20 protein-coding genes are annotated in these 24,643 nt (G+C 43.5%); 10 read left to right on the top strand and 10 right to left on the bottom strand.

All coding sequences use genetic code 11. From position 1 onward, the window contains the following. Positions 1-396: 396 nt before the first annotated feature. Positions 397-2,757 carry a hypothetical protein gene (locus VNM22_17260; protein ID HWP48907.1) on the top strand — a complete coding sequence of 787 codons (2,361 nt, stop codon included), beginning with the start codon at positions 397-399 and terminating at the stop codon, positions 2,755-2,757. A 427-nt stretch (positions 2,758-3,184) separates the two neighbouring features. On the opposite strand, the gene fhcD is transcribed toward VNM22_17260, so the two are convergent. Continuing rightward, the gene (gene fhcD / locus VNM22_17255; protein ID HWP48906.1) at positions 3,185-4,072 is read right to left on the bottom strand and encodes a formylmethanofuran--tetrahydromethanopterin N-formyltransferase; all 888 of its coding nucleotides are present in this window, start codon (positions 4,070-4,072) and stop codon (positions 3,185-3,187) included. A 25-nt stretch (positions 4,073-4,097) separates the two neighbouring features. Beyond that, positions 4,098-4,700, bottom strand: coding sequence for a 5-formyltetrahydrofolate cyclo-ligase (locus VNM22_17250; protein ID HWP48905.1), 603 nt, complete (start codon positions 4,698-4,700; stop codon positions 4,098-4,100). 343 nt (positions 4,701-5,043) lie between these two features. Here VNM22_17250 and VNM22_17245 point away from each other — a divergent pair, with 343 nt between their 5' ends. The 5 genes from VNM22_17245 (at position 5,044) to VNM22_17225 (ending at position 11,848) form a co-directional block, all read left to right on the top strand. Further along, positions 5,044-5,646, top strand: a complete 603-nt coding sequence (locus VNM22_17245) for a Rieske 2Fe-2S domain-containing protein (protein ID HWP48904.1) — start codon at positions 5,044-5,046, stop codon at positions 5,644-5,646. A 268-nt stretch (positions 5,647-5,914) separates the two neighbouring features. After that, positions 5,915-7,657, top strand: coding sequence for a methanol/ethanol family PQQ-dependent dehydrogenase (locus tag VNM22_17240; GenBank protein ID HWP48903.1), 1,743 nt, complete (start codon positions 5,915-5,917; stop codon positions 7,655-7,657). Positions 7,658-8,202: 545 nt separating this feature from the next. Beyond that, entirely contained in the window at positions 8,203-9,924 is a 1,722-nt protein-coding gene (locus tag VNM22_17235) for a PQQ-dependent dehydrogenase, methanol/ethanol family (GenBank protein HWP48902.1), read from the top strand. 215 nt (positions 9,925-10,139) lie between these two features. Next, entirely contained in the window at positions 10,140-10,886 is a 747-nt protein-coding gene (locus VNM22_17230; GenBank protein HWP48901.1) for a transporter substrate-binding domain-containing protein, read from the top strand. A gap of 32 nt (positions 10,887-10,918) precedes the next feature. Beyond that, positions 10,919-11,848, top strand: a complete 930-nt coding sequence (locus VNM22_17225) for a c-type cytochrome (GenBank protein HWP48900.1) — start codon at positions 10,919-10,921, stop codon at positions 11,846-11,848. 258 nt (positions 11,849-12,106) lie between these two features. Here VNM22_17225 and VNM22_17220 read toward each other — a convergent pair whose 3' ends face one another. The 3 genes from VNM22_17220 to VNM22_17210 all read right to left on the bottom strand — a co-directional run bounded on the left by VNM22_17220 (position 12,107) and on the right by VNM22_17210 (position 15,852). After that, complete coding sequence (locus VNM22_17220; protein HWP48899.1) at positions 12,107-13,747, bottom strand: hypothetical protein; 1,641 nt, start codon at positions 13,745-13,747, stop codon at positions 12,107-12,109. Positions 13,748-14,128: 381 nt separating this feature from the next. Continuing rightward, entirely contained in the window at positions 14,129-14,485 is a 357-nt protein-coding gene (locus tag VNM22_17215) for a c-type cytochrome (protein ID HWP48898.1), read from the bottom strand. A gap of 206 nt (positions 14,486-14,691) precedes the next feature. Further along, positions 14,692-15,852: a pyridoxal phosphate-dependent aminotransferase gene (locus VNM22_17210; GenBank protein HWP48897.1), complete on the bottom strand. Its 1,161-nt coding sequence runs from the start codon at positions 15,850-15,852 to the stop codon at positions 14,692-14,694. A 358-nt stretch (positions 15,853-16,210) separates the two neighbouring features. Between VNM22_17210 and VNM22_17205 the strand changes: the two genes are divergently transcribed. The 4 genes from VNM22_17205 (at position 16,211) to VNM22_17190 (ending at position 19,752) form a co-directional block, all read left to right on the top strand. After that, positions 16,211-17,188, top strand: a complete 978-nt coding sequence (locus VNM22_17205; protein HWP48896.1) for a hypothetical protein — start codon at positions 16,211-16,213, stop codon at positions 17,186-17,188. A gap of 76 nt (positions 17,189-17,264) precedes the next feature. After that, positions 17,265-17,582 (top strand): hypothetical protein, encoded by a 318-nt coding sequence (locus tag VNM22_17200; protein ID HWP48895.1) that lies wholly within the window; start codon positions 17,265-17,267, stop codon positions 17,580-17,582. A gap of 42 nt (positions 17,583-17,624) precedes the next feature. Further along, positions 17,625-18,326: a hypothetical protein gene (locus tag VNM22_17195; GenBank protein ID HWP48894.1), complete on the top strand. Its 702-nt coding sequence runs from the start codon at positions 17,625-17,627 to the stop codon at positions 18,324-18,326. Positions 18,327-18,342: 16 nt separating this feature from the next. Next, the gene (locus VNM22_17190) at positions 18,343-19,752 is read left to right on the top strand and encodes a tetratricopeptide repeat protein (protein HWP48893.1); all 1,410 of its coding nucleotides are present in this window, start codon (positions 18,343-18,345) and stop codon (positions 19,750-19,752) included. A 35-nt stretch (positions 19,753-19,787) separates the two neighbouring features. Here the strand turns inward: VNM22_17190 and VNM22_17185 are convergent, their stop codons facing one another. From VNM22_17185 to VNM22_17165, 5 genes are all read right to left on the bottom strand, one after another. Then, positions 19,788-20,591 carry an ABC transporter permease gene (locus VNM22_17185; protein HWP48892.1) on the bottom strand — a complete coding sequence of 268 codons (804 nt, stop codon included), beginning with the start codon at positions 20,589-20,591 and terminating at the stop codon, positions 19,788-19,790. Between the two features lie 244 nt (positions 20,592-20,835). Beyond that, positions 20,836-21,750 (bottom strand): ATP-binding cassette domain-containing protein, encoded by a 915-nt coding sequence (locus VNM22_17180; GenBank protein ID HWP48891.1) that lies wholly within the window; start codon positions 21,748-21,750, stop codon positions 20,836-20,838. Positions 21,751-21,756: 6 nt separating this feature from the next. After that, a complete protein-coding gene (locus tag VNM22_17175; protein HWP48890.1) occupies positions 21,757-22,437 on the bottom strand; it encodes a hypothetical protein in 681 nt (226 codons plus the stop codon). Between the two features lie 27 nt (positions 22,438-22,464). Then, a complete protein-coding gene (locus tag VNM22_17170) occupies positions 22,465-23,523 on the bottom strand; it encodes a hydantoinase/oxoprolinase family protein (GenBank protein ID HWP48889.1) in 1,059 nt (352 codons plus the stop codon). Further along, complete coding sequence (locus VNM22_17165; protein HWP48888.1) at positions 23,520-24,524, bottom strand: ATP-grasp domain-containing protein; 1,005 nt, start codon at positions 24,522-24,524, stop codon at positions 23,520-23,522. Before VNM22_17165 ends, VNM22_17170 begins: the two co-directional genes overlap by 4 nt. Positions 24,525-24,643 lie beyond the last annotated feature (119 nt).

The raw sequence follows: 24,643 nt of genomic DNA, 5'->3' as shown, positions 1-24,643 counted from the left end.
TTACAAAAATTTGCAAGGTCTGTTATTCGGGAAAGTTAAAAACTTTAAAAAGCTTTTTATAAAGAAAAGTCGATTGTCAAGAGAAAATCAGATGACAGATATTTTTATTGACAAGCCAGGAAGTTTTTTTATATACATCGTCATTATGTATACCAAAAACTTAGGAGTTCACCCAGCCTATCCAAGATAACCAAAAAGGAGTTGAAGGTATTCGACAAATTATACATTTTGGGACTTTGAGTTCCAACAGATAAAGTCCAGGGTACATAGCTGGAGATTTTGACTTTTAGCTAGTAAAATGATAAAAAATTTTAGAGCCACTCTTCACTTTTAACAAAGGGAGGTAGAGGTCGTTGGATCTCTAAGTCTCTTGGAGAAAGAAAAAAGGAGTTTAACATGGCAAACGAACAAAGACCGACGGGAAATATATTACGTGACAATGCGGGGATTATTGCGATGGTAGCCTTGATCATTGCCTTTTTAGGGCTATTTTTCCCAGGGGGCATCGAAAGAAAGGTGGAAAACTCTCCTGCTGTTAAAGAGCTCCGCACCTCGGTAGACCAAAAACTTGCAGAAGTTGAGCAAAAAATAACGGCTTTGCAACAGACAGAGACGGATCAGATAAATCAATTGAACAAAAAATTAGAAGGGCTCAATAAACTGGCTACGCTCGATCAGCAAATCGGAAAACTTAAAGAAGAGAATCAAGCCTTTCAAACTCGGGTCAACGATAACTTGCTCTACCATACCCAGCAGATTACGGCTCTAGGAACAGCCCAGCGTAATACCGAAGCCAAGTTGATTCAGGCTATCGATCAAGTAAAAGCTACAATTAATAAACGGATGGGTCAACAGCTAAATCCTGAGATTGCTCAGAGTAAAAGTTCAGATATTTCCGGCTCCCAGGACCGGATCAACGCCAATTTTGTTTATCTTACCAGGCAAATCAACGAAATATCTAATCTTCAGAAGAACCTGCAGACCGAGATAAAGGATCATATGGGTCGGACAGATCAGAGATTGGCTGCCATCGAACAGCAAACTGGGAAATTAAATCAAGATCTTGCTTCCCACCAAACTCGCGTCGAGGATAATCTGCGCTATCATACTCAACAGATTAATTCACTGGGAACTGCTCAGAAGGAAGCAGAAGCTCGCCTGGTTAAGGGGTTAGATCAAGCCAAGGCAGCCGTTCAGAAGTTAGAACAAACTGTGACCCCCCTGAATGCCCAGGTAAAAAGCCTGACAGAGGCCCAGACCCGTATGGAAGGAAACATTCTCTATCATACCCAACAGATAAGTGGACTCAACGAAGCCCAACGGAAGTTGATGGACCCAGTCAAAGTAACTGTTCAACAACTTGCTCAAAAGATAGATACCCAACTTAAAACTTTTAAAGAGGATATAGCTTCTCAATTCGCTCGGATCAATGAGAACCTTGTTTTCCATACCCAAAAGTTAACCGGCTTAGAAAATAATCAGAGAGATCAATCCGCTCTCATAGGGAAAAATTTAGCGGATATTAGACAGTTAAAAACAGAGCTGGATAATCAATTGACCCATATAAACAAGAGTTTAAAAGAGACGGGTGAGAATATTATTTTTCATACTCAGAAGATAACCGGCTTAGAGAATAGTCAGAAAAACCAGTTGTCTCTGCTGGATAAGAGTGTAGCAGATATCAAGCAACAAATTGGAAACTTACGGAAGGAAACCGATACGCGTCTGGCCGAGACCAGTCGGAGTTTAAAAGAAGCAACCGATGCGAGTATAACCGAGATCCATAAGAACCTCCAGCAAGTGGATACCCGCTTGTCGGAAGTCAGCAAGAGTTTAAAAGAAACCATGGATTCCAGCCTGGCCGAAGTCAACAAAGGTTTAAAAGAACTTCGAGATACCGTCAATATACAACTAAAAGATGCAACGGAAAAACTGAATCTGCTCAATCAGCAATTAACCGATTTAAAGGAGGGAACCGATAACCGATTTGCAAAGATAGAAGGAAATGTGAATGCCACCAATGAACAAATCGCCAATGTAAGGGCCGATATGGATGAGCGAGTTACTGAAGTTGACCGAAATTTCCAACAACTCAATCAAGAAGTAAGCAGCTTGAAGGAGTGGAGTGCCAGTATAAGAACCCAGTTAGGGAATATCGAGGAAGATCTCAATGTGATGAGTCAGAGAATTCGAAATGTTGCTCGGGAAGCTGAAGAAGGGGCCAAATCTCGTTTGGCAGAGTTGGAAAAAGATCTGGATACTCTTAATCGAAAGATAGCCGATTTTACCGGATTTCAGGATACCGTTAAGACCCGTATAGCAGAAATCGGAAAGGACTTAAGTGCCCTCACCCAACGAGTCGATTTAACCAACTATAGCACGGCCAAAAGTGAACTGAATGCCCTTTTGACCAAAGCCACAGAGAACCTGAGTACCTTGGATCGTCAGATGGGTCGTATGGAGGAATTTAACGAACTGGCCAAATCTTATTTCGATCGGGTTAACACCAGTCTCACCAATTTAAGCCAGCAAGTAGCCAGTTTTGCCGAATTTAAGGAAAATACAAAAGCTCACCTGTCTAAACTCGATGACAGCTTAACCCATTTGAATCAGCAAATTGCAGGTTTTGTAGAGTTTAAAGAGACTGCCAGGTCCAAATTGGCCGATGTGGAAGGGAGATTGAGTTCTTTGATTCTTTCCGAAAGGACCTTGATGGAGAGAAGCCCGGTAACAGTACCGGCTCCGAATCGACAGTAGGCAAGGGGTAATAAGCAGTGGTTAGAAAATAACCAGTCGTACCCAGAAGATTGTAAAAGGTAGCAAATTTCTGAAGGGTCCTTTAGGGGCTGGTTCAAACCTACCCCTATCCCCACGAAAACGACCATAGAGATCTTAGAAGTGGGGATGACGGGTTAGTTTTTATTATCTCAGGGGAAGTAATCCTTCGGTATCCAGATTACGTTGTTAGTAACTGTAATAATTGAGTAGGTGTTACTTTTTCTGTCTGAACACCCCCCTAGTCCCCCCTGGAGGGGAAGATTGGGGGGTGTTTCTTTTTCCACCTCAAGGGATATAGATACACTTTATTACCTGATTGCTGGTAGGAACAGGTTATTTTATGAAATCCAAATAAGTCGGAGGACCTTACTTACGGAATTCCCTATGGCTTTTTCCTGCTTTTACCCTACTGGCTATTATTATTTTGAAGCCAGAGTTTATACTTTCCTAATCTTCCTCCATAGTTTCCGGCCGAGATTTTGATAAGTCCTGGGGAGTTTAGGGCAGCCTGTACCCCGGACTGCATGGCTTGTTGAACAACTTCCGGATTCTTCCCATTGATAATAATTTCCATTATGGAGTTCACTCCAGGTGGGACCTGAGAGTCTTGGATCTTATCTCGCAGGGTTGGACAATAGGTATGAAAGGTCGAAGCTACGAGGAAGGAATAGCGGCTGCCGGCTTTAGATCCGGACCAGGTAATCCCTCCGGGAAAGGGAGTGATAACCCCTTCTATCCGGTGAACAGCGGCCAGAGCCTTCTCTGCAGCAGCTAAAGCGGTGTCCAGGGTTTCTGCCATGAACCATAGATTCCCTCCCATAACCCCTTCTGCATAACCGAACAGAGCTTCCGTTATAAACTCTCCTCCCATAATGGGAATAACCCAAACCTTTCGCCCGTAAAAATTCGACTTTCTCTGAAACCCATCTCCGAAGTAAGCCAGTTTTCTCCCAATTTTAAATTTTTCCGGAGTATCCAGGGAATTCCAGACAGAAGTGGTCGGACAGGTCAAGATATTTTGTCCAATCCGATGAATCAGGGCAAGTTCCAGAGCCCGGAGGTGATTTTTTTTGAATTTCGGAACATGAAACTGTAAAACAGCCCCCAGACGACCATCTGGAGTATTCTGGGTATAATGATCTAATCCGGCTTCACAATCACATAAAATGGTGCTGGAAGCATGTCCGGTAGCGGCGTTAATCGCATGATCTAACCATAGCCGATCTCTAGCAGTTACAAGGATTTCTGCATAAACACTTTTAAAAGCTTCAGCATAGGTATTGTCGACTATCATAATCTGAAAATAAGGAATTCAAGGATTAGGTTAAACCACGAGCAGCTCTACAGTCATAAACTTCTTTCTCGGTTATAATCTTGTCCATAAAGATATCATGGGGATCCATGGGAAGTTCGTCAAACAATTGACATTCGAAAGCCAGGGCTACCTTGGGGGTTTCTGGTTTTGCTTTATGGAGGAGCTTATCGTAATACCCCCAACCATGGCCCATGCGTCCTCCTCTTTTATCAAAAGCAACTCCAGGTACAATAATTAGATCTACGTTTTTTACATCGTACTGTTTTTCTGCTTTTTCTCTTAATTCTTTTTTAGGCTCTAAAATTTTAAACGCTCCGATTTCCAATTCTTCCATAGATTCCAGGGGAAATAAAGATAGTTCATCCCCCACACAATAGGGGACTATCACTTTCTTACCCAATGCCATAGCTTTTGGGATGTAATTCCTGGTACGAACTTCACTTCGAACATCGATGTAAAAGAGAATGACTTGTGCGTTTATGAATTCCGGAAGGGTCCATAAACGCTCACAAATCTGTCGACTTTTTTCATCTTTGTCCGGTTCTGCCCGGCGAGCTGCATGAGCCTGTTCACGTATGGCTTTCTTATCTTGATTATTGGATAGCATATTTCGATTTCAAGTTGGTTTTAGAGGGATTTAAACAGAAAAGTTATTTAATGTTTCTGTTTATAATGGGGAGTGGAGAAAGATCTGTCAAGAATTAAAGAAAATTTTCTTAATTAAGTGTTGACAAGCCTTCAAAGGATAAGATATTTTCCAGTTTTGGGTAATCCTTATAATTACCTCATAATTAATTGTGGTACCGGTTAAGGGGTCGTGTGAAATAGTGTAAAGGAATATTTTACCTTACAAAGGGTGTATAGAGGATATAGAGTGCTTATGACCGGTAAATTGGTTGAAAAAACCCATCGGCCCCTTCCTCATCATCCTGGATATAAAAATTAAAGTTATGACTAACAAATGCAAAACCTGTCCTGATTCTAATCAGTTACTGGAGCGTCGTACCCTTCTGAAGGCAGCCCTTGGTATGGTGGTGGGTTTGCAGACTTTGGATTTTGTTGCCGCTCAAGAAATGGATCCAAAAACCGCTCCCCCGAAAGAAGGTGATCAATTCGTTTTCATATTCGGAGATAAGAAGGGGGAAATTATTACTCCCAAAGATCTTCCTTTGAATGCACCTCAGGTATTGGCTTATCCCATGGATCCCAAGACACGGGTTGTGAAGGATGGATCTCGTTTTAACAGAATCCTGCTCATCCATTTAGATCCTGCCGAACTTTCCGAAGAAACTCGGGCCCATTCAGCGGATGGGATCCTGGCTTATTCGGCCATCTGTACGCATCAAGCCTGTGATGTGGCTGGATGGGAAGATGTGAAGAAAATCTTTATATGCCCCTGTCACGAGTCCTTATATGATCCTAAAGATGGTGCCAAGGTTATTGCTGGACCGGCTCCTCGGAAGCTCGCTGCACTTCCCCTTAAGGTAGGGGACGGTGTTTTAATGGCTGCCGGAGGATTTTTGGGTTCTGTAGGACCTAAAAGGAGTCTATAAAAGAAAAGTTTAAAATTCTACTTGACAAGGAAATATTAACTTTGATTAAGTAGACTTATAACTGGATTTTCAAAGTTGTTCTATCTGAAGGGAGGTGATGGATAAATAATTTCAATGACCTGGATCATGACTCTATCCAAAAGGAGGAAAAGATAAGGTGTCCAGATGATTTTTAAGTGGGTTAATGTCAGGTAACTGACAGGGTTTAGGCTATTCGGAATCTAAAACTAAGTAACTTTTAAAGATTCAAAAGATGAGGAGGAATGCTATGAAAATTAAAAGTATCAGTATATTGGTCCTTGCCGTTTTTGTAGTTGGATTATCCCCCTTACTGGTAGCCGCTCAAATCCAGAATTACACTCCGGTAACGGATCAAAGACTTTTAAACCCGGAACCTGAAAACTGGTTAATGACCCGTGGCAATTATAGCGGGTGGGGATACAGTCCCTTAGACAAGATTAATACGAATAATGTCAAGAAGCTGGTTCCGGTCTGGACTTTATCCACGGGGGTGATCGAGGGTCATGAATCTCCACCCATCGTAAACAACGGGGTTATGTTCGTCTCAACCCCACAGAATCAAGTTATTGCTCTAGATGCAAAGACCGGAGATGTCCTCTGGATATATAGACGGCAGTTACCGGAGGATCTTTTCCAATTGCACCCGACGAACCGCGGGGTCGCTCTCTACGAAGATAAGGTTTATATGGCCACGGTGGATACCCATGTCGTAGCCCTCGATGCTAAAACGGGTAAAGTTGTTTGGGATAAAGCCATAGAGGATTATCACTCCGGGTATTACTTCACCATAGCTCCTCTTATTGTGAAAGGTAAGGTTATGGTGGGAACTTCCGGTGGAGAGCTGGCCATTCGAGGTTATATTACGGCACTGGATGCAAAAACCGGGGATATCTTATGGAAAACCTATACCATTCCGGGTCCTGGTGAGCCGGGTTCTGAAACCTGGACCGGCGAAGCCTGGAAGAATGGTGGAGGATCTGTCTGGATCCAGGGCACCTATGATCCGGAGCTTAACCTAGCCTATTTTGGTGTTGGAAACGCCGCTCCCTGGGCCGGTGATTTTCATCCGGGGGATAATCTTTATACCACTTCTGTAGTGGCCATAGAGCCTGAAACCGGTAAGATAAAAGCTCATTTTCAATATCATTGGAACGATTCCTGGGATTGGGATGAAATTACTCCCCCTCTGCTTATTGATGTAGAAAGAGAGGGAAAGACCATTAAAGCCCTGGTACACCCTGGGCGTAATGGCTATCTCTGGCTGTTAGAGCGAGGTAAAGATAAAATTTCCTTTGTAACCGCCAAGCCTTTTGTTAAACAGGATGTATTCAAGAGTATTGATCCGAAAACCGGTCGCCCTGAATACGTTGCAGAACGGAAACCAGGTCGAGGTAAGTTGATAGAATTCTGTCCATCGCTGTGGGGTGGTAAGGACTGGCAGGCCGAAGCCTACAATCCAAAAACAAAGCTCCTCTACATCCCGGCCAACGACAACCATTGTGGGAGTCTGAAATCGAAAGAAAAGGAAGAATTAAAACCAGGTCAACTCTATCTGGGTGTGGAAGTTAAAGATATCAAGACCTTCCCGGCTGAAGGGGCAAAGACCATCGCCGATCTGCAGGCCTGGGATCTGTCTAAGATGGAGAAAGTCTGGTCGTATAAGTACGAGGGTCATACCTTTGGCCCTGTATTGACCACAGGCGGTGGCCTTGTCTTCCAGGGTGGTACCAATGATCGTTATCTGCGAGCTTTTGATGCAAAGACTGGAAAAGAACTCTGGAAATTCCGTACGAATTCCGGCATTATGGCCCCACCGGTTTCCTACATGGTGGATGGTGTTCAATATATAGCCGTCCAATCTGGTTGGGGTGTTGACGCCGAGAGAATGCAAGGTGCCTTGATTGATTCGGGATATAAAGGTAAGTACTACTCAAAAGATATTCCCATCCTGCAAGGTGGAGTGATCTGGGTCTTCGCACTCAGTGAATAAGTATCCTGAAAGCTTTCTTCTCTCCAAACCAGCTGCCCTAGAAGGCAGCTGGTTCCCACCTTCTTTTCTAGAACTATAGAAACTACAAAGAAAATAGGTTTCAATGCTGGAGGCGTATCAGTATTAATCTGGTCGGTACCTTAGAAAGCTCTATGAAGAACAATCAAACTTAGACTGCACCAAAAGAGTTAATCTAGTACCGATTTAATGGACAGGGATATTTTGGAATTTTTTGTGTTGACAAATTTCGCTAAATAGATAGAATCCTTGGTATTCCTGGTAGTAAAGGAGATTTCGAGGTTTCTTTAAAGAAATTTATTCAGATTTTAATCGTTCAACCCATGATAACCCAAATAGGTTGATCTGAGGTGGTTATAATTTTCCTAAGCCGCGTCTTCACCATGGGAAGGAGGTGATTTAAAGTCGGATAGTTGGATTGTTAAATAAATAATGAAAACCTGAAATTTACAGGGGAATTTTTAACAGGCCGGTAAAAAAATTCTCCTTGTAAGGTAAGATTTTTTAACCAGGGAGGGAATAAAGTCATGAAAAAAGTTATTTTTTCTGCTACAGCAGTGGTAGTCCTGTTTGTATCTTTGGTCCTGTTGTTACCTGCTTCAGTACGTGCTCAGATACCGGGTATGGAGGTTATAGAAGCCGTTCAACGTCCTGAATATGTAACCGATGATATGCTTCTCAATGCCGATAAAGACCCCAATAACTGGCTGCTGTACGGACGAGATTATGCCAGCACACGGTATAGTCCTCTAAGTCAGATCAATAAAAGCAATGTGAAAAAACTGGTCCCCAAATGGTCTCTTTCCTTTGGAGCTTTGGAGGGTCAGGACAGCCAAGTTGTTGCTTATAACGGAAGATGTTACGTAACTTCTTCTTTTAATAAGGTTTTTGCAGCAGATTGTGAAACCGGAAAAGTTTTCTGGAAATATGAACGTGAACTGCCCGCAGATCTTTATCCCCATCTCTGCTGCGATGTGGTAAACCGTGGAGTAGCCCTCTATCATGATAAGGTTTACCTGGCTACGCTGGATGCCCATCTTGTAGCCCTGGATAATGCTACAGGAAAGGTGGTATGGGATAAACCCATGGGGGATTATAAATACTCGGAGAGTTTGACCCTTATGCCCATGGCCCTTCGAGGTAAGATCATCATTGGAACCTCTGGAGCAGAATATGGCGTGCGGGGCTGGATTGCTGCTGTGGATGCAGAGACCGGAGAACAGGTCTGGAAAACTTACACAATTCCTGCAGCCGGTGAGCCGGGTTCTGAGACCTGGGGTGGAGAGTCCTGGAAATACGGAGGTGGTTCTGCCTGGATTACGGGTTCCTATGATCCTGAGCTCAATAACCTTTACTGGCCGGTGGGTAACCCGGGTCCTGATTTTGACCGGCATGTCCGACCTGGAGATAACCTTTATACCAATTCAACCCTGGTTTTAGATCCGGATACAGGTAAAATAAAAATGTATTTCCAGTATACTCCCAACGATCCCTATGATTATGATGGGGTTAATGAGGTGGTTTTAGCCGATGTAGGTGGAAAGAAAGTCTGGCTTCATGGAGATCGAAACGGCCATTTTTACTCTGTGGATCGGACGACTGCAAAGTGTAATTATGTAGTTCCTCTGGGACGTGTGAACTGGGTCAAGAAATTTGGTGAGAATTGTAAACCTGAGATGAACTGGCCCGAGAAAGATGTCGTTTATGATAAAGTTACGAAGGATATCGCTCCGACCCTGGATGGAGGGAAAGAATGGCATCCGATAGCCTACAGCCCCAAAACCCAGATGGCCTATGTGCCTACCTATAATTTTTCCATGGATCTCCAGGCTCTGAAAATGGATTGGAAACGCGGGGAATGGTATCTGGGAGCAAAGGTGATCCGTTTGAATCCTGGAAACGGTGCTTTAAAGGCCTTCGATGCAGCTACGGGTCAGCTTAAATGGATGCGGGCCGATTCTACACCTTCCACAAGTGGTGTTCTCGCTACAGCCGGAGGGCTGGTCTTCTACGGGAACCCTCAGGGTATGTTTATGGCCTTAGATGATACCACAGGTGAAATGCTCTGGAGCTTCAACGTAGGGACCGGTATTCATGGTAACCCCACTACCTTTACGGCGAATGGTAAACAGCTGGTAGCTATCGTGGTAGGTCCTGGGGGTGGTGGATTATGGCCGTTACATTATAAAGAATGGATGAAGACCCAATCCAAAGGTGGTGCGGTATTTGTATTCGGTCTTCCTGAGTAAAAGATCACCCACAGGCAAGGATCGGGTCGCTCCAGGAGTATATCTTTATGGGAAGAAGGGCAGAGTTTCTCTGCCCTTCTTCCTTTTAAAAGGAGATAAGTAACGTGAAGAATTATCTGAAGGACTATACGATGCTAAAGCCATTGATAACATTTTTTGTATCCTTACTTATACTCTGCTCCATTTCTGAAGGAGCCGAAGAAAAAAGGAGTGCCTTGGAACGAATAAAAACCATGGGGGTGATTACATTCTGTGCAGATCCCTACAACTTTCCTTTTTCGGCTAATAATCCGGGAAATCCAGGGTTTGATGTGGAAATAGCGAACGTAATTGCCCAAAAGCTTGGGGTACAGGCTCAATTTTTCTGGATTGATACCGGTACACGGGGTGGATTAGGGCGTGCATTGCGTAACTCCATTTTAGAGAAAAAATGCGAGGCCTTTATGGGCTTACCGACCGGTAAAGAAGCCGAGGAAGAAATGGAGGAAAAGGGGCTTATACTTACTAGACCTTATTTCGGAACCGGTTTTATACTTCTAACCCGCCGGGATGATAATGCCATTAAGGATCTCAGTAGTGCCAAGGGGAAAAAGATAGGGGTTGAGATGACGACCCCGGCCGATTGGTATTTGTTTAAGAACGGATATGAGCGAAGTTTATATCGCTTTGTCCCTGAAATCCTGGAAGCTATGAAAAAAGGAGAATTAGAGGTGGCCCTGGTTTGGGCCCCCATGGCAGGGTCTTCGTTAAAGGAACACCCGGAAAGTAATGCTAAATTGGTTGAGAACTACACACCTGAAGCTACTTTACGATGGAACATTGCCGTTGCCATAAGGAAAGAAGATAAAGATTTAAAAGAGGCTCTGGATTCCATATTAGAAGAGCTCTTAAAGGGTGGACAGATTAAAGAGATTCTCTCCAAATACGGAGTACCTTTTTATCTTCCTTTTCCAGAGGAATAGCGGTGGGTCTTCAAAAGAAAGGAGTCAAAGCTATGAGTGTTTCAGGAACACGGACAGGAATAGTTGTGAAAAAACTTCTCAAGCCTTTGGTCAGTCAGTCTGCTTTAATTTTTTTTCTTTTCCTGGGGATATTTGGATTTAGTTTTCTATTTTTAAACGAAAATCTTGCTTTGGCCGTCCAGAGCTCTGGGGTAAAAAATCCCTACGAGGGGAATGCCCAGGCAGTAGAGGAGGGAGCTGCCCTCTACAAAAGCTACTGCGCTTTTTGTCATGGAACAGGCGCCAGGGGGGCTAAAGGCCCTAACTTAACCGATGAGTTTTGGAAATGGGGAGGGACGGATGAAGCAGTGTTTGAGACCATCGCCCATGGACGACCCGGAACTCAGATGGGGGCTTTTCTGACGGCTGAGAAACTGAATGAAGATAAAATCTGGAAGATCATTGCCTACCTTCGAAGTCAGGCAACCTATGGAGATTGGGCTCAGCGTTATCCCTCCAAAGAAGTTCAAAAAGTAACCACCTCAGAATGGAAACCTCCTGCCGGAATTACACCGGATCCCAAAGCCGGAGAAGCCTTATTTAAGGATCCAAACGGTAAGGCAGGCTGTATTAACTGTCATACCGTAAACGGGCAAGGTGGAAAAGTTGGACCCGATTTGAGCCATATTGGAGATAGATCTCCAGAGTATCTTCTAGAATCTATCCAAAATCCCAGCGCCTATATCGCTCCAGAATTTACACCCGTACAAATTGTGACCAAGGAGGGAAAGCGATTTATTGGGATTATCAAGCATGAGGACGATTACTCCATCCAAATTCGGACTGCCCAGGACGAATCTTTGATTTTTTCAAAGAATGACCTTCAAAATAAGGTTCCTCGAAATGTATCCCTTATGCCCACGATTAATCTAACCGATCAAGAACTTTATGACATTGTCGCCTATTTGCTAACTTTGAAATAGCAAATCGGGATAAGATTATAATTAATTATTCCTGTTAACTTCTCAGAGGAATAGGGTCGGGATAACCTGGGTTTCGTAGGGATAAAAAGAAAACCGAAGAAGCACCCAGGTATGGAGAGGATTTTCTTGAGACCGTAGGGGGTGACTCTGAGATCACCCCCTAAATATTAAGCTGAGCAAGGGAGAAACCTTATTTCCACTTCTAGAGCCAGGTCTAATCCTTAATTTGATACCAGGGAGGGTCACCCCTGCTAAGATTTATTGGGCTTTTGTTACTTTCCAGATTACTCCGGACTTCGGGGTGGTGTAAAAGGGTCTTGGTTCATAGAAATCCACAGCTACTTCCCCATAATCTACCACATACATGATATTTCCGTCGGGACTAAAGACGACATCATTGGGGCGTTCCAACCCTCCAACATTTTCAGGCTTCTGATAGGCGTTAGGTCCCATATCGATATTCCGCATGAAATACTCCCACTTCACCCCGGTAGGTTCCAGGAAGTGGATACGGAGGACGGCCGGCCAGGTTGGTACCAGGCTCTCAGGTCCCGTATCCAGGATACCGTACACGGCCCCGAATAAGTCTCCTTTGAATCCAAACTGATCACTGAAGCTCCAGGCAATACCGTCAATAGGGTTATTGGTATCCCATTCTAAAACAGGGTTGATATAACCGTTCGGATTAGGATTCGCAGCGATGAGAGGGACTCCTCGAGTACCACTCACATGGACCTGGAAGCGATAGGGCCAAACCGTAGGGACGAAGGGTTTGTCCCCGATATAGAGGTTAGGATAAGGATTTTTGACCGGATTACCTTCATACATTTCCCAACCAAAGCGCTTGTTGGTTACAAAGCCAAAGCCTTCCTTGTCGGGGAAGCCGGCATCCTGACCCTTTTCCGTTACGATAAATAGTTTTTCAGCACCATTGGCAATCCGACGGTGACCCAGGTCATTGGCACCGTTATCGGTGACTGCCAGAGCATTTTCGAATCGCGTCCCCTTGGGCCCAAAGGCAACTCCCGATTGATTCCGGAAGCCAAAGGCATAGACTTCCATCTTTTCATGGGGATAAATCCCATCCGGACCCTTATCGCTAATTTTCACCCGCATAATAGATCCACCACAGGGAACCTGCGCTTTGACGATCTGCCCAGGTTTAGCCGGCACACCTACCGGCATCAAGGCACCCGTCATCCGGCCATCGGAGGATTTAATGTTTAACCCTGTATGGACAATATCCCGACAGACGGGGTCATGGGGGGTGGTGCCTAACCCATCCGGGTGTTTGACCCAGAAGGGATCGTTGGGAATATCGGTCCATCCATGATTATCTGGATCCGCAAAGCCGGTATTGCTGGGAAAACCCAGAGCAAAGTATAACCATCCATCCTTACAGGTGATCCCACCATTACGGTGATCCCCTATAAAGAGATCTTTGATAATCAGACGTAACTCTCCATTAACTCCTTCGATCTCCCAAATCTTCTCGCCATATTCGGGAATATAGGTAATACTATTATCCGGGCAGTATCCGATTTCATTCATTACCGTCTTGAAGACCCCCTTGCCAATTTCTTTCAGAAGTTTACCGTTTTTATCGAAAACCTTTACATGGGGTGGCTCGGTCGGGTCTGGACCTCCAAACAAAGGCCCTGAAATCGCTACCCAAACATTGCCGTCTTTATCAACGGTTGCAGAGGAAGGAGTATCCAATCCGGCCACAAAAACTTCTACTTTGTAGCCGGGAGCTATTACAATCTTTGATGGATCCGGTTTTACAGCGGTACGCCTGGTCCAATCCCCAGACTTACTGGCTCCTTGTAAATCGGTTGGTATCATGATAGCAAAAATCCCTACAATCCCAGCAAGTACTAACCAGGTAAAATTTTTCATTATTTTCTCCTTCTTCCTGATTGTAACTATTCAGGTTATCCCCGCTCCTCATTCCTCTTCTATGCCCTGGGAGAAAGGAGAAGACCTATATAGCTACTTTCATGAGTATCTTTTTAGAAATAGATCAAAAGCATAAACCTCTCCAACACCTTCTATCCAGCCAATTACAAAACTTTACCGATTCTTTGAATCACCTTACCGCATAAGCCATCAGGTGACTTTAGACACTGAACTTTTGTACTAAACGGTTTGAAGATCGAGGAGAGAGGATCGAAGATTGAGGGATAAGAAAAAGACCAGGTTTTTCCATTTCTTTAGGATTCCCTATCATCTTTCCCCGGTCCCGGATCGACTCCCGTCTAGAACTCGAGTATAAACATATCAATAGGTAGGAAGTTTCCGGATATGGGCAATCACATCCAAGATATCTTGCCTCTGCAATACTTTTTCCCAGGCTGGCATATAAGCACTTTTTCCCATGGCAGCTCCTCCTTTGGATATTACCTGAAACAGATACTCATCAGAAAGCTTCTCGATGTATCCCTTTCGGGTGAGATTATCCACGTGGGGCATAAAAGTCTGGGCTCCTCCCCTTCCATCTGGGCCATGGCACCCCTGACAATATCTAAGAAAAAGTGCTTTTCCATGTTCGGGATCTCCGGCTGCAGGCGGATTTCCTTCAGCAGCAGATATCACGTGAGGCATGATACCTGCTATCATGAGCACAAAAGCCACCATCCCATAACCTGTCCTCCTCAAGATTTCCCTTATCACTCCAACCCTCCTTTCCAGTAATCTGAATTTTGGGAACAGCACGCTATTTAGTTACTCCCCTGGAAGCCTATCCATATCCCAACCTATAGCTTCCAGGGTAGAACTGCTACGCGGATTGTTATAAAAGACTTATCTATCTAAAGTCAAGAAAAAATTTTGACATTCTTTAACTAACCCAGGGGGATTCTTTGATGAAGATACTGATTTATTCTTCGAAGACCTTCTTCGATGTTCTCTATGGAGTTAGCATAGGAAAATCGCAGATATCCTTCTCCTTTTTTTCCGAAATCAATTCCAGGGGTAACGGCCACATGGGCATTTTCTAAAATATCAAAGGCCAGTTTATAGGAATCCTTTCCAAACCTATCGGCGCGGGCAAATACATAAAAGGCACCGGTAGGGTCCACGGTAATTTCAAATCCACCCTCTCGTAATTTTCTTAGCATGAGTTTTCTTCTTATATTGTAGAGATCGACCATCCTCTGAACTTCTTCTTTAACCTGAGGAAGAGTTAAAGCTGCAATTCCACCCCGTTGAGCAAAGGAACTGGCAGAGATAAAAAAGTTCTGCTGAATTTTCTGCATGGGACGAACAAATTCCGGGGGAGCTATTACATAACCTAAACGCCATCCTGTCATAGCGTATAGCTTGGAAAATCCGTTTAAAACAAAAGCACGACGGGTAAATTCTAAGATAGAATGTTCCCTTCCTTCATAAACCAGACCATGGTAAATTTCATCTGAAATAATAAAAGGCGAAAAACAAGCGATACGTTGCATGGTTTCTGCAGATAACAGGTTGCCGGTAGGATTTGAGGGAGAGTTAAGTAAAATAGCCTTGGTCCGTTTGGAGAGTTTTTCGTTAATTTTCTCCGGCGTATATTGGAACCCTTCTTTTTCTTCAACCTCCACATAGCAGGGAACTCCACCTAGCAGGGTTATAAAATTGGGATAACAGGCATAGCAAGGATTAGATAAAATAACTTCATCCCCAGGTTCAAGGAGGGAAGCAAAAATGAGAAATAGAGCCGGGGACGTTCCTGAAGTTACAATAATCTGGTCCGGTGAAATACAAACTTGATACTTTTCCTGATAATGCCGGGCAATGGCTTCTCGAAGTTCTAGAAGCCCCATGCTATGGGTGTAGTGGGTATCTCCCTGTCGAAGGGCTTCTACGGCAGCTTCGATAATGCAGGAAGGGGTGTTAAAATCAGGCTCCCCAACCTCCAGGTGAATGACCGAACCTTTTTCCTGCTTTTCTATCTCATGGGCCCTTTCTAGAACTTCCATAACAATAAAGGGAGATATTTCCATCGCTTTTTTAGATATCATTCCTGTAGAATCATAAGATGAAGTACTCTTTGATGAAAAGTCACAGGTAGAGAGAACTCATCAAGGACTACTTCCTTCCTTACGCCTTTCAGTTAGTCTTGAAAGTATTCATATCAATTTAGTAGATGGAAAAAGAAACACCCCCCCGCTGGCCCCCCTGGAGGGAGGCTAGCGGGGGGGGGTATTCAGACAGAAAAAGTGACATCTACTAAATTGTTACAGTTACGTCTTACAACTTTATTATTGACAAGGCAAAATATTTCCTTTTATGATAGGGTTGTTATTTTGAAAAATAACTCTGAGCTTTACACATTAAAGTTAATATAGGTTTTTAACCTATGGATAATCTGCTCTTAAAGTGAGTTTTATTACAATGCATAAGCAGGGTAGATCTCAACATTTGCTTTCAACTTTGTTAACAGGGGATCAGCTTTATTTAAAAAGTTCTGCTCTGTTGAAAGAAGAAGCAGATAAATTCTTAAAGTCTTTTGATGACTGGCGAGAAGGAGCTAAGGGGAAAAAGCTTTATAAACCTGCTATTTATGCCAGAGTTGAGATTAATTTTGATTATAAACGCGCCAATATTCATGTGTCTAAGGAGTTCCATCTCGCCGCTCCATTCATGGATTTTTATCCCTTTGTAGACTGGAGCCGGAGTTCCTTCCAGATCTCTAAAGCAGATTTACAGGCTACCCCTGAGGAGGATGCCCTTCACGATAGACTTCCCAGTGCTTTAAGTAAAATGAATGATTTCACGGAGCTTGAGAAAGAGCTTAAAGAACATCTTTACAGGGACTATTTTTTGGTTATATATTATAACCCTGGACTACAAATTTACTCTGGCTTAAAAGAATCTCTGGAGGAGTTTCAGCTTAAATGTGAAGGGATTATTGATGAGAAAATTCAAGATGCCATTGAAAATCTCCGAAATGTTTACCAAAGACGCTTTGACCAAATAGAAAAGAGATTCATGAGTGAGAAAGATGTGCTTATATCCGATGAGATGGAGTATACAGCCAGAAAACGTGAAGTGCTCTTGACCGCCGGGGAACCTGTCTTGGCCTTCTTACAGGGAAGGAGATCCGTGGATGAGATAGTTCAAAGTGGGAAAGATCATGATAATCTGAACAAAGTGAAAAATAGGCCAGATAAACTGGACCCATTTGATGAACTGAGACAACAGCTTTATGACCTCAACTTCGAATTAGAGCAGGAAGTTGTAGCCATTGAAGAGAGGTTTAAAGAATATTTGAAGTTGACCGAGAGTATTCAAATAAAGCCCGAGAAATTAGATATTACTGTTCATTCCATGGGTATTTTATGGGTACTTGTATAACCGATATAGAGAAGTAGCGGAGTGTCAGGATGGGAGGGTAGGAGTGAGAAGTATGGGAGTGTGGGAGTAGAAAAGTGTGGGAGAAATTTTTAATACCCCCCTACTTCCATACCCCCACACTCCCATACCCCTTACTCCATCTGTGGTAAAAGATTGGATTTCAGAAATAAGAAGGTATATCGGTGATTTTACCCGAAGAATTTCAATAAAAGTACGTCTTGCCCATCTGAGAAGGACCAGATTAAAAAAGTTTAAGGAATTAGGTAAGCTCGTTTTTAATGCGGCTGTAAACAGAGTATCGGATGCTTCCCTGGATCCTTCACTTAAAAGCTTGATTGAAGAACTTGCGGAACAGGATCGGGAAATTAGTAAGTTGAGCCTGGAGCTTAAATAAAGCTGAGTGTTCAAAAGACTAGTTTACCCTTTGTTCAAGAGCATGACAATTCCAGAAAATATCTCCCAAGGGATTAAGCAAAATACAAGATATTCCTCCCAATTGTTTTGGAAGGGTCTCACCCTTATTTCGGTTATTATAAGCCTCTTCTCCCTGGTCGTAGCTTTTTCTTATAAATCGGAAGTCATGAGACATTCTGCTTTAATTGAGATTTTACAAGGTAAGCTGTTGGAAACCGAACAAAACTTAACCAAAATCCAACAAGATACAGACAAGAATGTTAAGTTAGTATCTAAGGCTTTAAGCGATGAGATTCAATCGGCAAAATCTCAGATTGATCAACAAATAAAGCTTACGGAAGCACGGGTGAATCAGATAAATGCGCTTATCCAGCTTCAGGGAGTTTATAGTTTTATAGAACATGCCCATATGGCTATTTTGAGGGATGGGGATTATGCGAAAGCAGCCGGCGAAATTGAGAAAGCCAGGAATCGATTATCTAAAATTTCAGAAACTTTGGCAGGAGATCAAAAGCTCAGTATTCAAAAACTTCAGCAATCTCTGCAGGATATAGCGGTTCAACTTCAAAATCCGACTCCTTCTGTTGCCAAGCTTTTAAGCGACATCCTGGATAAGCTCGGAAACGTAAACAATACGCCACCTGTAAAACCTGAAACCCAATCGGTCCCCGGCCCTGAAGAAAAACCCACTGGGACCCCAACCAAGAAACCAGAACAATCGTAAAAAGAACTGCCTGATTATGAAACGTTTGCCTGCAATGGCTGTTATCATTCCAACCGTTTTGATGTTCCTTATCGCCTGTATCTTGGTAGGCATTTTTACTTTTCAAAATCCAGGTACTCTAGAGCTGCGCTACCATCTTCATATTCCGTTTCTTTTGGACAAGGAGTGGCGAACAGGGGAGGTTTCAGTTGCGGTGGTAGTGTTAATGTCCTTCTTTTTTGGTGTCCTTGCAGCCTTTCTTCTCTCCCTGGGAGCTGCACTTCTGGCTTTATATCCTTATCTGAAACGAAAACGTGCTGAAAGTCGAGAGCAGACCATCTTAACGCTTCGAGCCCGAGCCAAAGCCAGCAGTTTAATGGGAGAGTATGATAAGGCAATTGCGGACTATCAAAAAATTCTTAAGAGGATGCCCGATGAACCGGAGCTTCATCTGGAGTTGGCAGAGGTTTATCGACAAAAACAGGATTATAAAAGTGCCCTGGAACATGATAGTTTCGTACTCTCTAAAGATCCCGAAAACATTTCTGCACTCCTGGGTGCTGCCGAAGATTGGACGTTGCTGGGTAATTTCATAGAGGCTATTAAAACTTATCGAAAGGTTCTGGAGATAAATTATTATGCCCCCGCAGTTATAAGTAAACTTCTGGAATTACAGGAGAAAGCAGGACTTTATGAAGAAGCCATTGAAACCTTTACACGGATACGGAGTCGGTCCAAAGCAGATCAACGTCTGTTAGCTTCTCTTTATTATAGGCTGGGCTTACGGCAAAGGGATCAGGGGGAGAAAGAAAAAGCCCGATCCTCTCTGGAGAGTAGCTTAGAGGTTATGTCCAACTTTGTGCCGGCAATTTTGGCGCTTACAGACCTCTACCTGAGCGAAGATCAGCAGAAAAATGCCCGCAAGATCTGGGAAAAAAGTCTGGAGAATACCCTATCTACTGTGGTTTTAAAGAAAATAGAAGATTATTATTACCAGCAAGGTAAGCCCCAGCAAGCGATTGCCCTCTATCAAGATCTTTTAACCAAGCAAGATCTACCCCAGCTTAAATTAGCACTGGCCAGACTTTATTTGAGATTGGAAATGCGAGAACAGGCCGAAGAAAAACTTCTAGATCTACAGGCTAAAAATCCTGAGATCCCTCAGATATATTACCTTTTGGCAACTCTCTATCAGCGCTCTTCTAAAACCGAAGCCGCCCTTGAAGCCTATCAAACCGCCATGAAACTTACAGACTCCAGGCTGATTCATTTTGAATGCGAGGTATGTAAGGCTTTGTATGATACGTGGCGAGATTACTGTCATTTTTGCAATAACTGGGGAACATTAATAGACTTTCTTCCCCCTTCCCAAGAGTCTTATCCCTTAACTCCAGTAGAGCTTAAACAACTCCCGGCCAAAACTGTCTATAGTTCGATGACAGGCTGAACACCTTAAGATCTTTCTTTGCCTTTTCTATCCTCTTATCCCCTCGGTCTCCGCCCCAATAAAACCAATTTTCCTTCCCTATTGAAGAACGCTACGGCCAGGGAGGCCATGACCGTGGTAAAGAGTAACAGCATAAAAATATCAAATTCCATCGGAAAATCGGTACCTCTTCCGGTACGGTAAATCTCAGGAAGTAACGTATGTTTGAAGAGGTCAATTCCATAGGTAAGGGGATTGATATACACAATGACTTGAAGGACCCTAGGAAGGAGTTTTACCGGATAGAGCCCACCGCTCAGAAAAAACATAGGGAAAATAACAAAATTCATGACTCCAGCAAAATTCTCCAGGGAGTTCATCTGGGTCGCTATCAGCATTCCCAGAGAACTGATTGCGATGGCCGTGAGGATGAGAAAGATTAACATGCTGAGGAACTGCACAAATCCAATCTTAATCCCTAAAAAAGGGGCCAGAATCAATAAAATAACCCCCTGGGTAGTAGCCAAAAAGGAACCACTGGCTATTTTTCCAATGACAACCGTTAATTTTGTGATCGGAGCGACAAGCAATAGACGGACAATTCCAAATTCCCTATCGTACACAGTGGATAAAGAAGAAAGCATGGACTGAAAAAGGACAACCATGCCTAGAATTCCGGGAAAAATAAACTGTTTATAAGAAAATCCGTCAGGTGCCTGGACGATTTGGGCAAGGCCTGATCCAATCACAAAAAGCCATATCAAAGGTCGGGCCAATGCGCTGAAAAATCGTCCTTTCTGACGAAAAAACCGCTTAAATTCCCGAACCATTATAATATAAATAGGTTTAAAAGCCAACATAGTGGAGGTGTGGAAGTAGAGAAGTATGGGAGTATAAGAGTATGGAAGTGAGGAGAATTTACCCCTCTACTCCTATACTTCCTTATACACTCTTCACGATCCTTCAAGATAAATATTTAAAAACAGCAAGGTAGAGACTTTTGCCACCTCAGGTGCTTAAAAGACACTTTAGTTTACTTAAACTTACCACCAACATAAGATATGGAAACGAAATCCCCCTCAGGTGCTTAAAAGACACTTTAGTTTACTTAAACTCCCTTCCCGTTAAATGAAGAAATACATCATTTAAGGAAGGTCGGTTGATATTGATAGCCTGAATTTGATCTCCAAAAGTTTTAAAGAGAAGGGGAATAAAAGCTTCACTGGAATCTACTTCCAAAAAAATCCCTTCCGGTGTACGTTTGGTACTGAGTTGGAACTGTTTTTGGATCAGTTGTTCAACTTCAAGATCCCGAGTTGTCCGAAGATGAATAACATCTCCTTTAATCATTCGCTTTAACTCGGCAGGAGTTCCCAAAGCTATCAACCGACCATGATCGATAATTCCGATTCTATCACACTTCTCGGCCTCTTCCATATAGTGTGTGGTGAGAAAGACAGTCATGGCTTCTTGCTTACGGAGTTTATTAATAAAATCCCAGATATGAATACGGGCTTGAGGATCCAGTCCAATGGTCGGTTCATCCAGGAAAAGGATCTTGGGACGGTGTAGAATGCCTCTGGCTATATCCAGGTTCCGGCGCATCCCGCCGGAAAGCTTCATGATGGAGTGATGCTTGCGATCTTTTAAGCCGGAAACTTCCAGGATTTCGTCGATTCGGGCTTCTGTAACTTTTTTCTTTAAGTTGTAAAGATAACAATTGAAAAGCAGGTTTTCATAAACACTGAGTTCTCGATCCAGGGTAGTTTCCTGAAATACAAGTCCGATGGAACTACGGACCTGCAGAGCCTGCGTGATACAGTCATATCCATTAACTTTAGCACTTCCGCTCGTCGGTTTAAGAAGCGTGCACAGGATATGGATGGTCGTTGTTTTCCCTGCCCCGTTAGGACCCAGAAATCCAAAAAACTCTCCTGGTTTAACTTCTAAAGAAATTCCGTTTACGGCGGTAATGGAATCATATTTTTTTACCAAATCTTTAACTTCAATGGCTGTCATAAGGTTTTAAAATCGTATTTGTGTTCCCAGGGCCTGACCCTGTTCTAAAAGCTGGGTTAATCGTTCCGGATGGTTTCCGTTGAGAATCCAGCATTCTGAGATGCCTTCTAAAGCCTTAGAAAAGTAACTATCTACACATTTATATTGATGAAGATCCGAGATGGATACGGACCGTAAAAGTACAGGTAAAATCTGTTTTTCTTCTGAAGTACGAAGAAGGTTATGGTCCAAAGAGAGAATTCCATCGACATCCTTTATTAAAATGAGCCTGCGCGCTTTTATGATTCGGGTAATATAGGCTGCGAGGGAATCTGAGGTAACACTCCAGGAATGGGGTAAAGGATCCAGGTTAAATAAGAGTGTAGAAGGGAGCAAAATGGGTAATTGCTTATGGGCCAGAGCTTGTCTGGCCTCGGAAATCGTCCTAACCGCTTGGCTGTGGGGGGTTATATCGTGGAGAAGGAGTCCAAATTGATCCATAGCTAAAATGGCCATATGATGAGAAGTTATCTCACTCAAACGGTATTTTCGATAGTAATAGCGAATCGTATCGGCAAATCCTCCTCCTCCCGGAACGACCAAAAGGTTATGGTCATGGGCCAGAGTCGCAACGGTTTGCATGAGGGGATGTAGATTCCCACCGGCGCTGAGGCTTCCTCCTATTTTTATCACCGTATCTATAGTCATTGATCTATTGTCCCATCCATTGTCCTGTCAGGAACAACGGACGGCCTGATCCAGTTTTTCAGCCAACAGATAAGCCAGAGCCACACAGGGGGCAACCCGAGAGGCCTGAGAGCCTAAAATCTCTGTAACTCCTTCAACTTTCAATCCCAATCGCTCACAGCATTTTTTAGCAAGGAACTCTCCTAGACCACAGGTAATCACCGGGAAGTTGTAGGCGTCTGGGAAACGGGAGAGAACCTGCATCAAAGCCTCTGTGATTTGTTGGATTTGTTTTTCGTAGATATAACGGGCTAGTGTGGTAATCTCTTCTTCACCCAGCATCTCTCCATCGGCACAAACGATTCGGGCTAACCGTTCTCCGGCAAATTGCCGGGTTTTGGGACGTTTATCTGGGGTTTCACATACATAATCGGAGTCCTGAATATATCCAAGGATTAAATAAACATCCCCCAAAATGGCGAAGTACTCCGGGGAAATACGGCAAAACTCGCCTCTTACAGGAACCTGTGAAACCACCGAGCTAATCGGAGTCCGCAGGACCCCGGTATAGACCAGCTCCCCCGTTATAAGCCGATTCATATCCGTTCGACCTTGCGCGGCTACTTTTCCATCTCTCAGGGGGATGATATCCGTTGTGGTACTTCCGATATCTATCAGTAAACCGTTCTTATACCATTTACCCAGGAACAAAGCCGTTGCCAGCCAATTCGTTGCGGCCAGACGTACAGGATCTTTAATCTCCTGTAAGCTGATCAACTGCCCTTCGATATCCAAAGCATAAAGGGATGTTTCGGTAAAGGTATTTTGAATGCAATCTAAGATAAATTCAATCCCTTCCCGCTTGGTCCTAAAAATATCGGACAATTCTGCCGTTATGGTCAGAGCCATAGCAATCCGGGATTCGGAATTCCCTTCTATCAGTTCCTGTTCTATAGATTTAAGCACGGAAGCAAGGGCCGTTGAATCCTTCCATATTTCAAAATACCGACTGGTTACTTTAAAATCTACTATTTGTCCTTTCTCATATCTCAGAATGGCACCTTTCGTATTAACCCCTCCAATGTCCCAACCTATTACGGTAATCATGAGGCAAATTTCACCTGACCTCTAACCTCCACCTCCTCAGGGAGTTCTCTCTTCATAACGGCACGCAGAATGGCCTCAGCCAGATTGAAAGGGAGTACCTGCCGGATTCCCACGTAAGAGGTGGTTAAACGCGGATTTATTTCGATGAAGACGGGCCGATCTTCGGTTAAAATCAGATCTACGCCCAGATAACCCTGAAGACCTTTAATCCAGGTGGGTAAACTCCGGACCAGGCGAAAAACTTCTTGCTTTAAAGGATGAGGAAGTGGCACCAATCCACCTTTATAGATTAATCGCTGGGATTCCTCGATAAACTGGGCATTCAATGTAAGTGGAACGGCGTGAATTCCGTTGGAAATTACGGAGACACTAGCATGAATACCGGCAATGTACTCCTGGATAAGAAACCGGTTGTGACGGGTTTCCTGGGCCAGTTGGGCAAGGATCGATGGGATGTCCTCGATCCTTCTCAGGAGGAATACTCCGGAACAGCCAGCCCCATCTACAGGTTTAAGAATGAGGGGAAGATCCAAGACCTTGACTTTTTCCAAAAGGTTTTCCCCAAAATTGGCTTCCTGGGTTTTAGGAAAGGGTATCCCCAAGGCCTCGAATCGTTTATAAGTCGATAGCTTATCCCCGGTCCATTCAATACCCTCTGCCGTAGAACCCAATAAAAGTTTACCTTCTTTCTCTACCCATCTGGTTAGCTTTGCAAGGATCCCGTCTGTTTCCGGTGCAATCAATAGGGTGGCATCGGTTGCTTGAACCAAAGATAAAAAAGTTTCCAGGTAACCATCCCTCTTTACCGGAACTTTTTGATGAACCGGTAATGTCAGACGCAAACGTTCATCATAGGATGTGAAAATCTGATGTTGGGGGAGTAATAAAAAATCCTGTAAAATCGCCTCCAACATCCAGGCACCCTCTCTCATAAGACTGGCCGGTAGCTCTTCCCCTATCAATCCACCCCCTGTTATAAATTCATGGACAAAGATTTTCATTTGGATGAAATTTAAAGTCCTTTCCCGGTTCTTGTCAATTAAAGAATCAGAAAGGTTCTAAAAATAAGGTTGACTTTTATTTCAACGCTGTTACACTCGAAGACGTCCTGAGTTAAGAT

The sequence above is a fragment of the Candidatus Limnocylindrales bacterium genome, from assembly GCA_035559535.1.
GTDB lineage: Bacteria > Moduliflexota > Moduliflexia > Moduliflexales > JAUQPW01 > JAUQPW01.
This window is presented reverse-complemented; position numbering and strand designations above follow the sequence as displayed.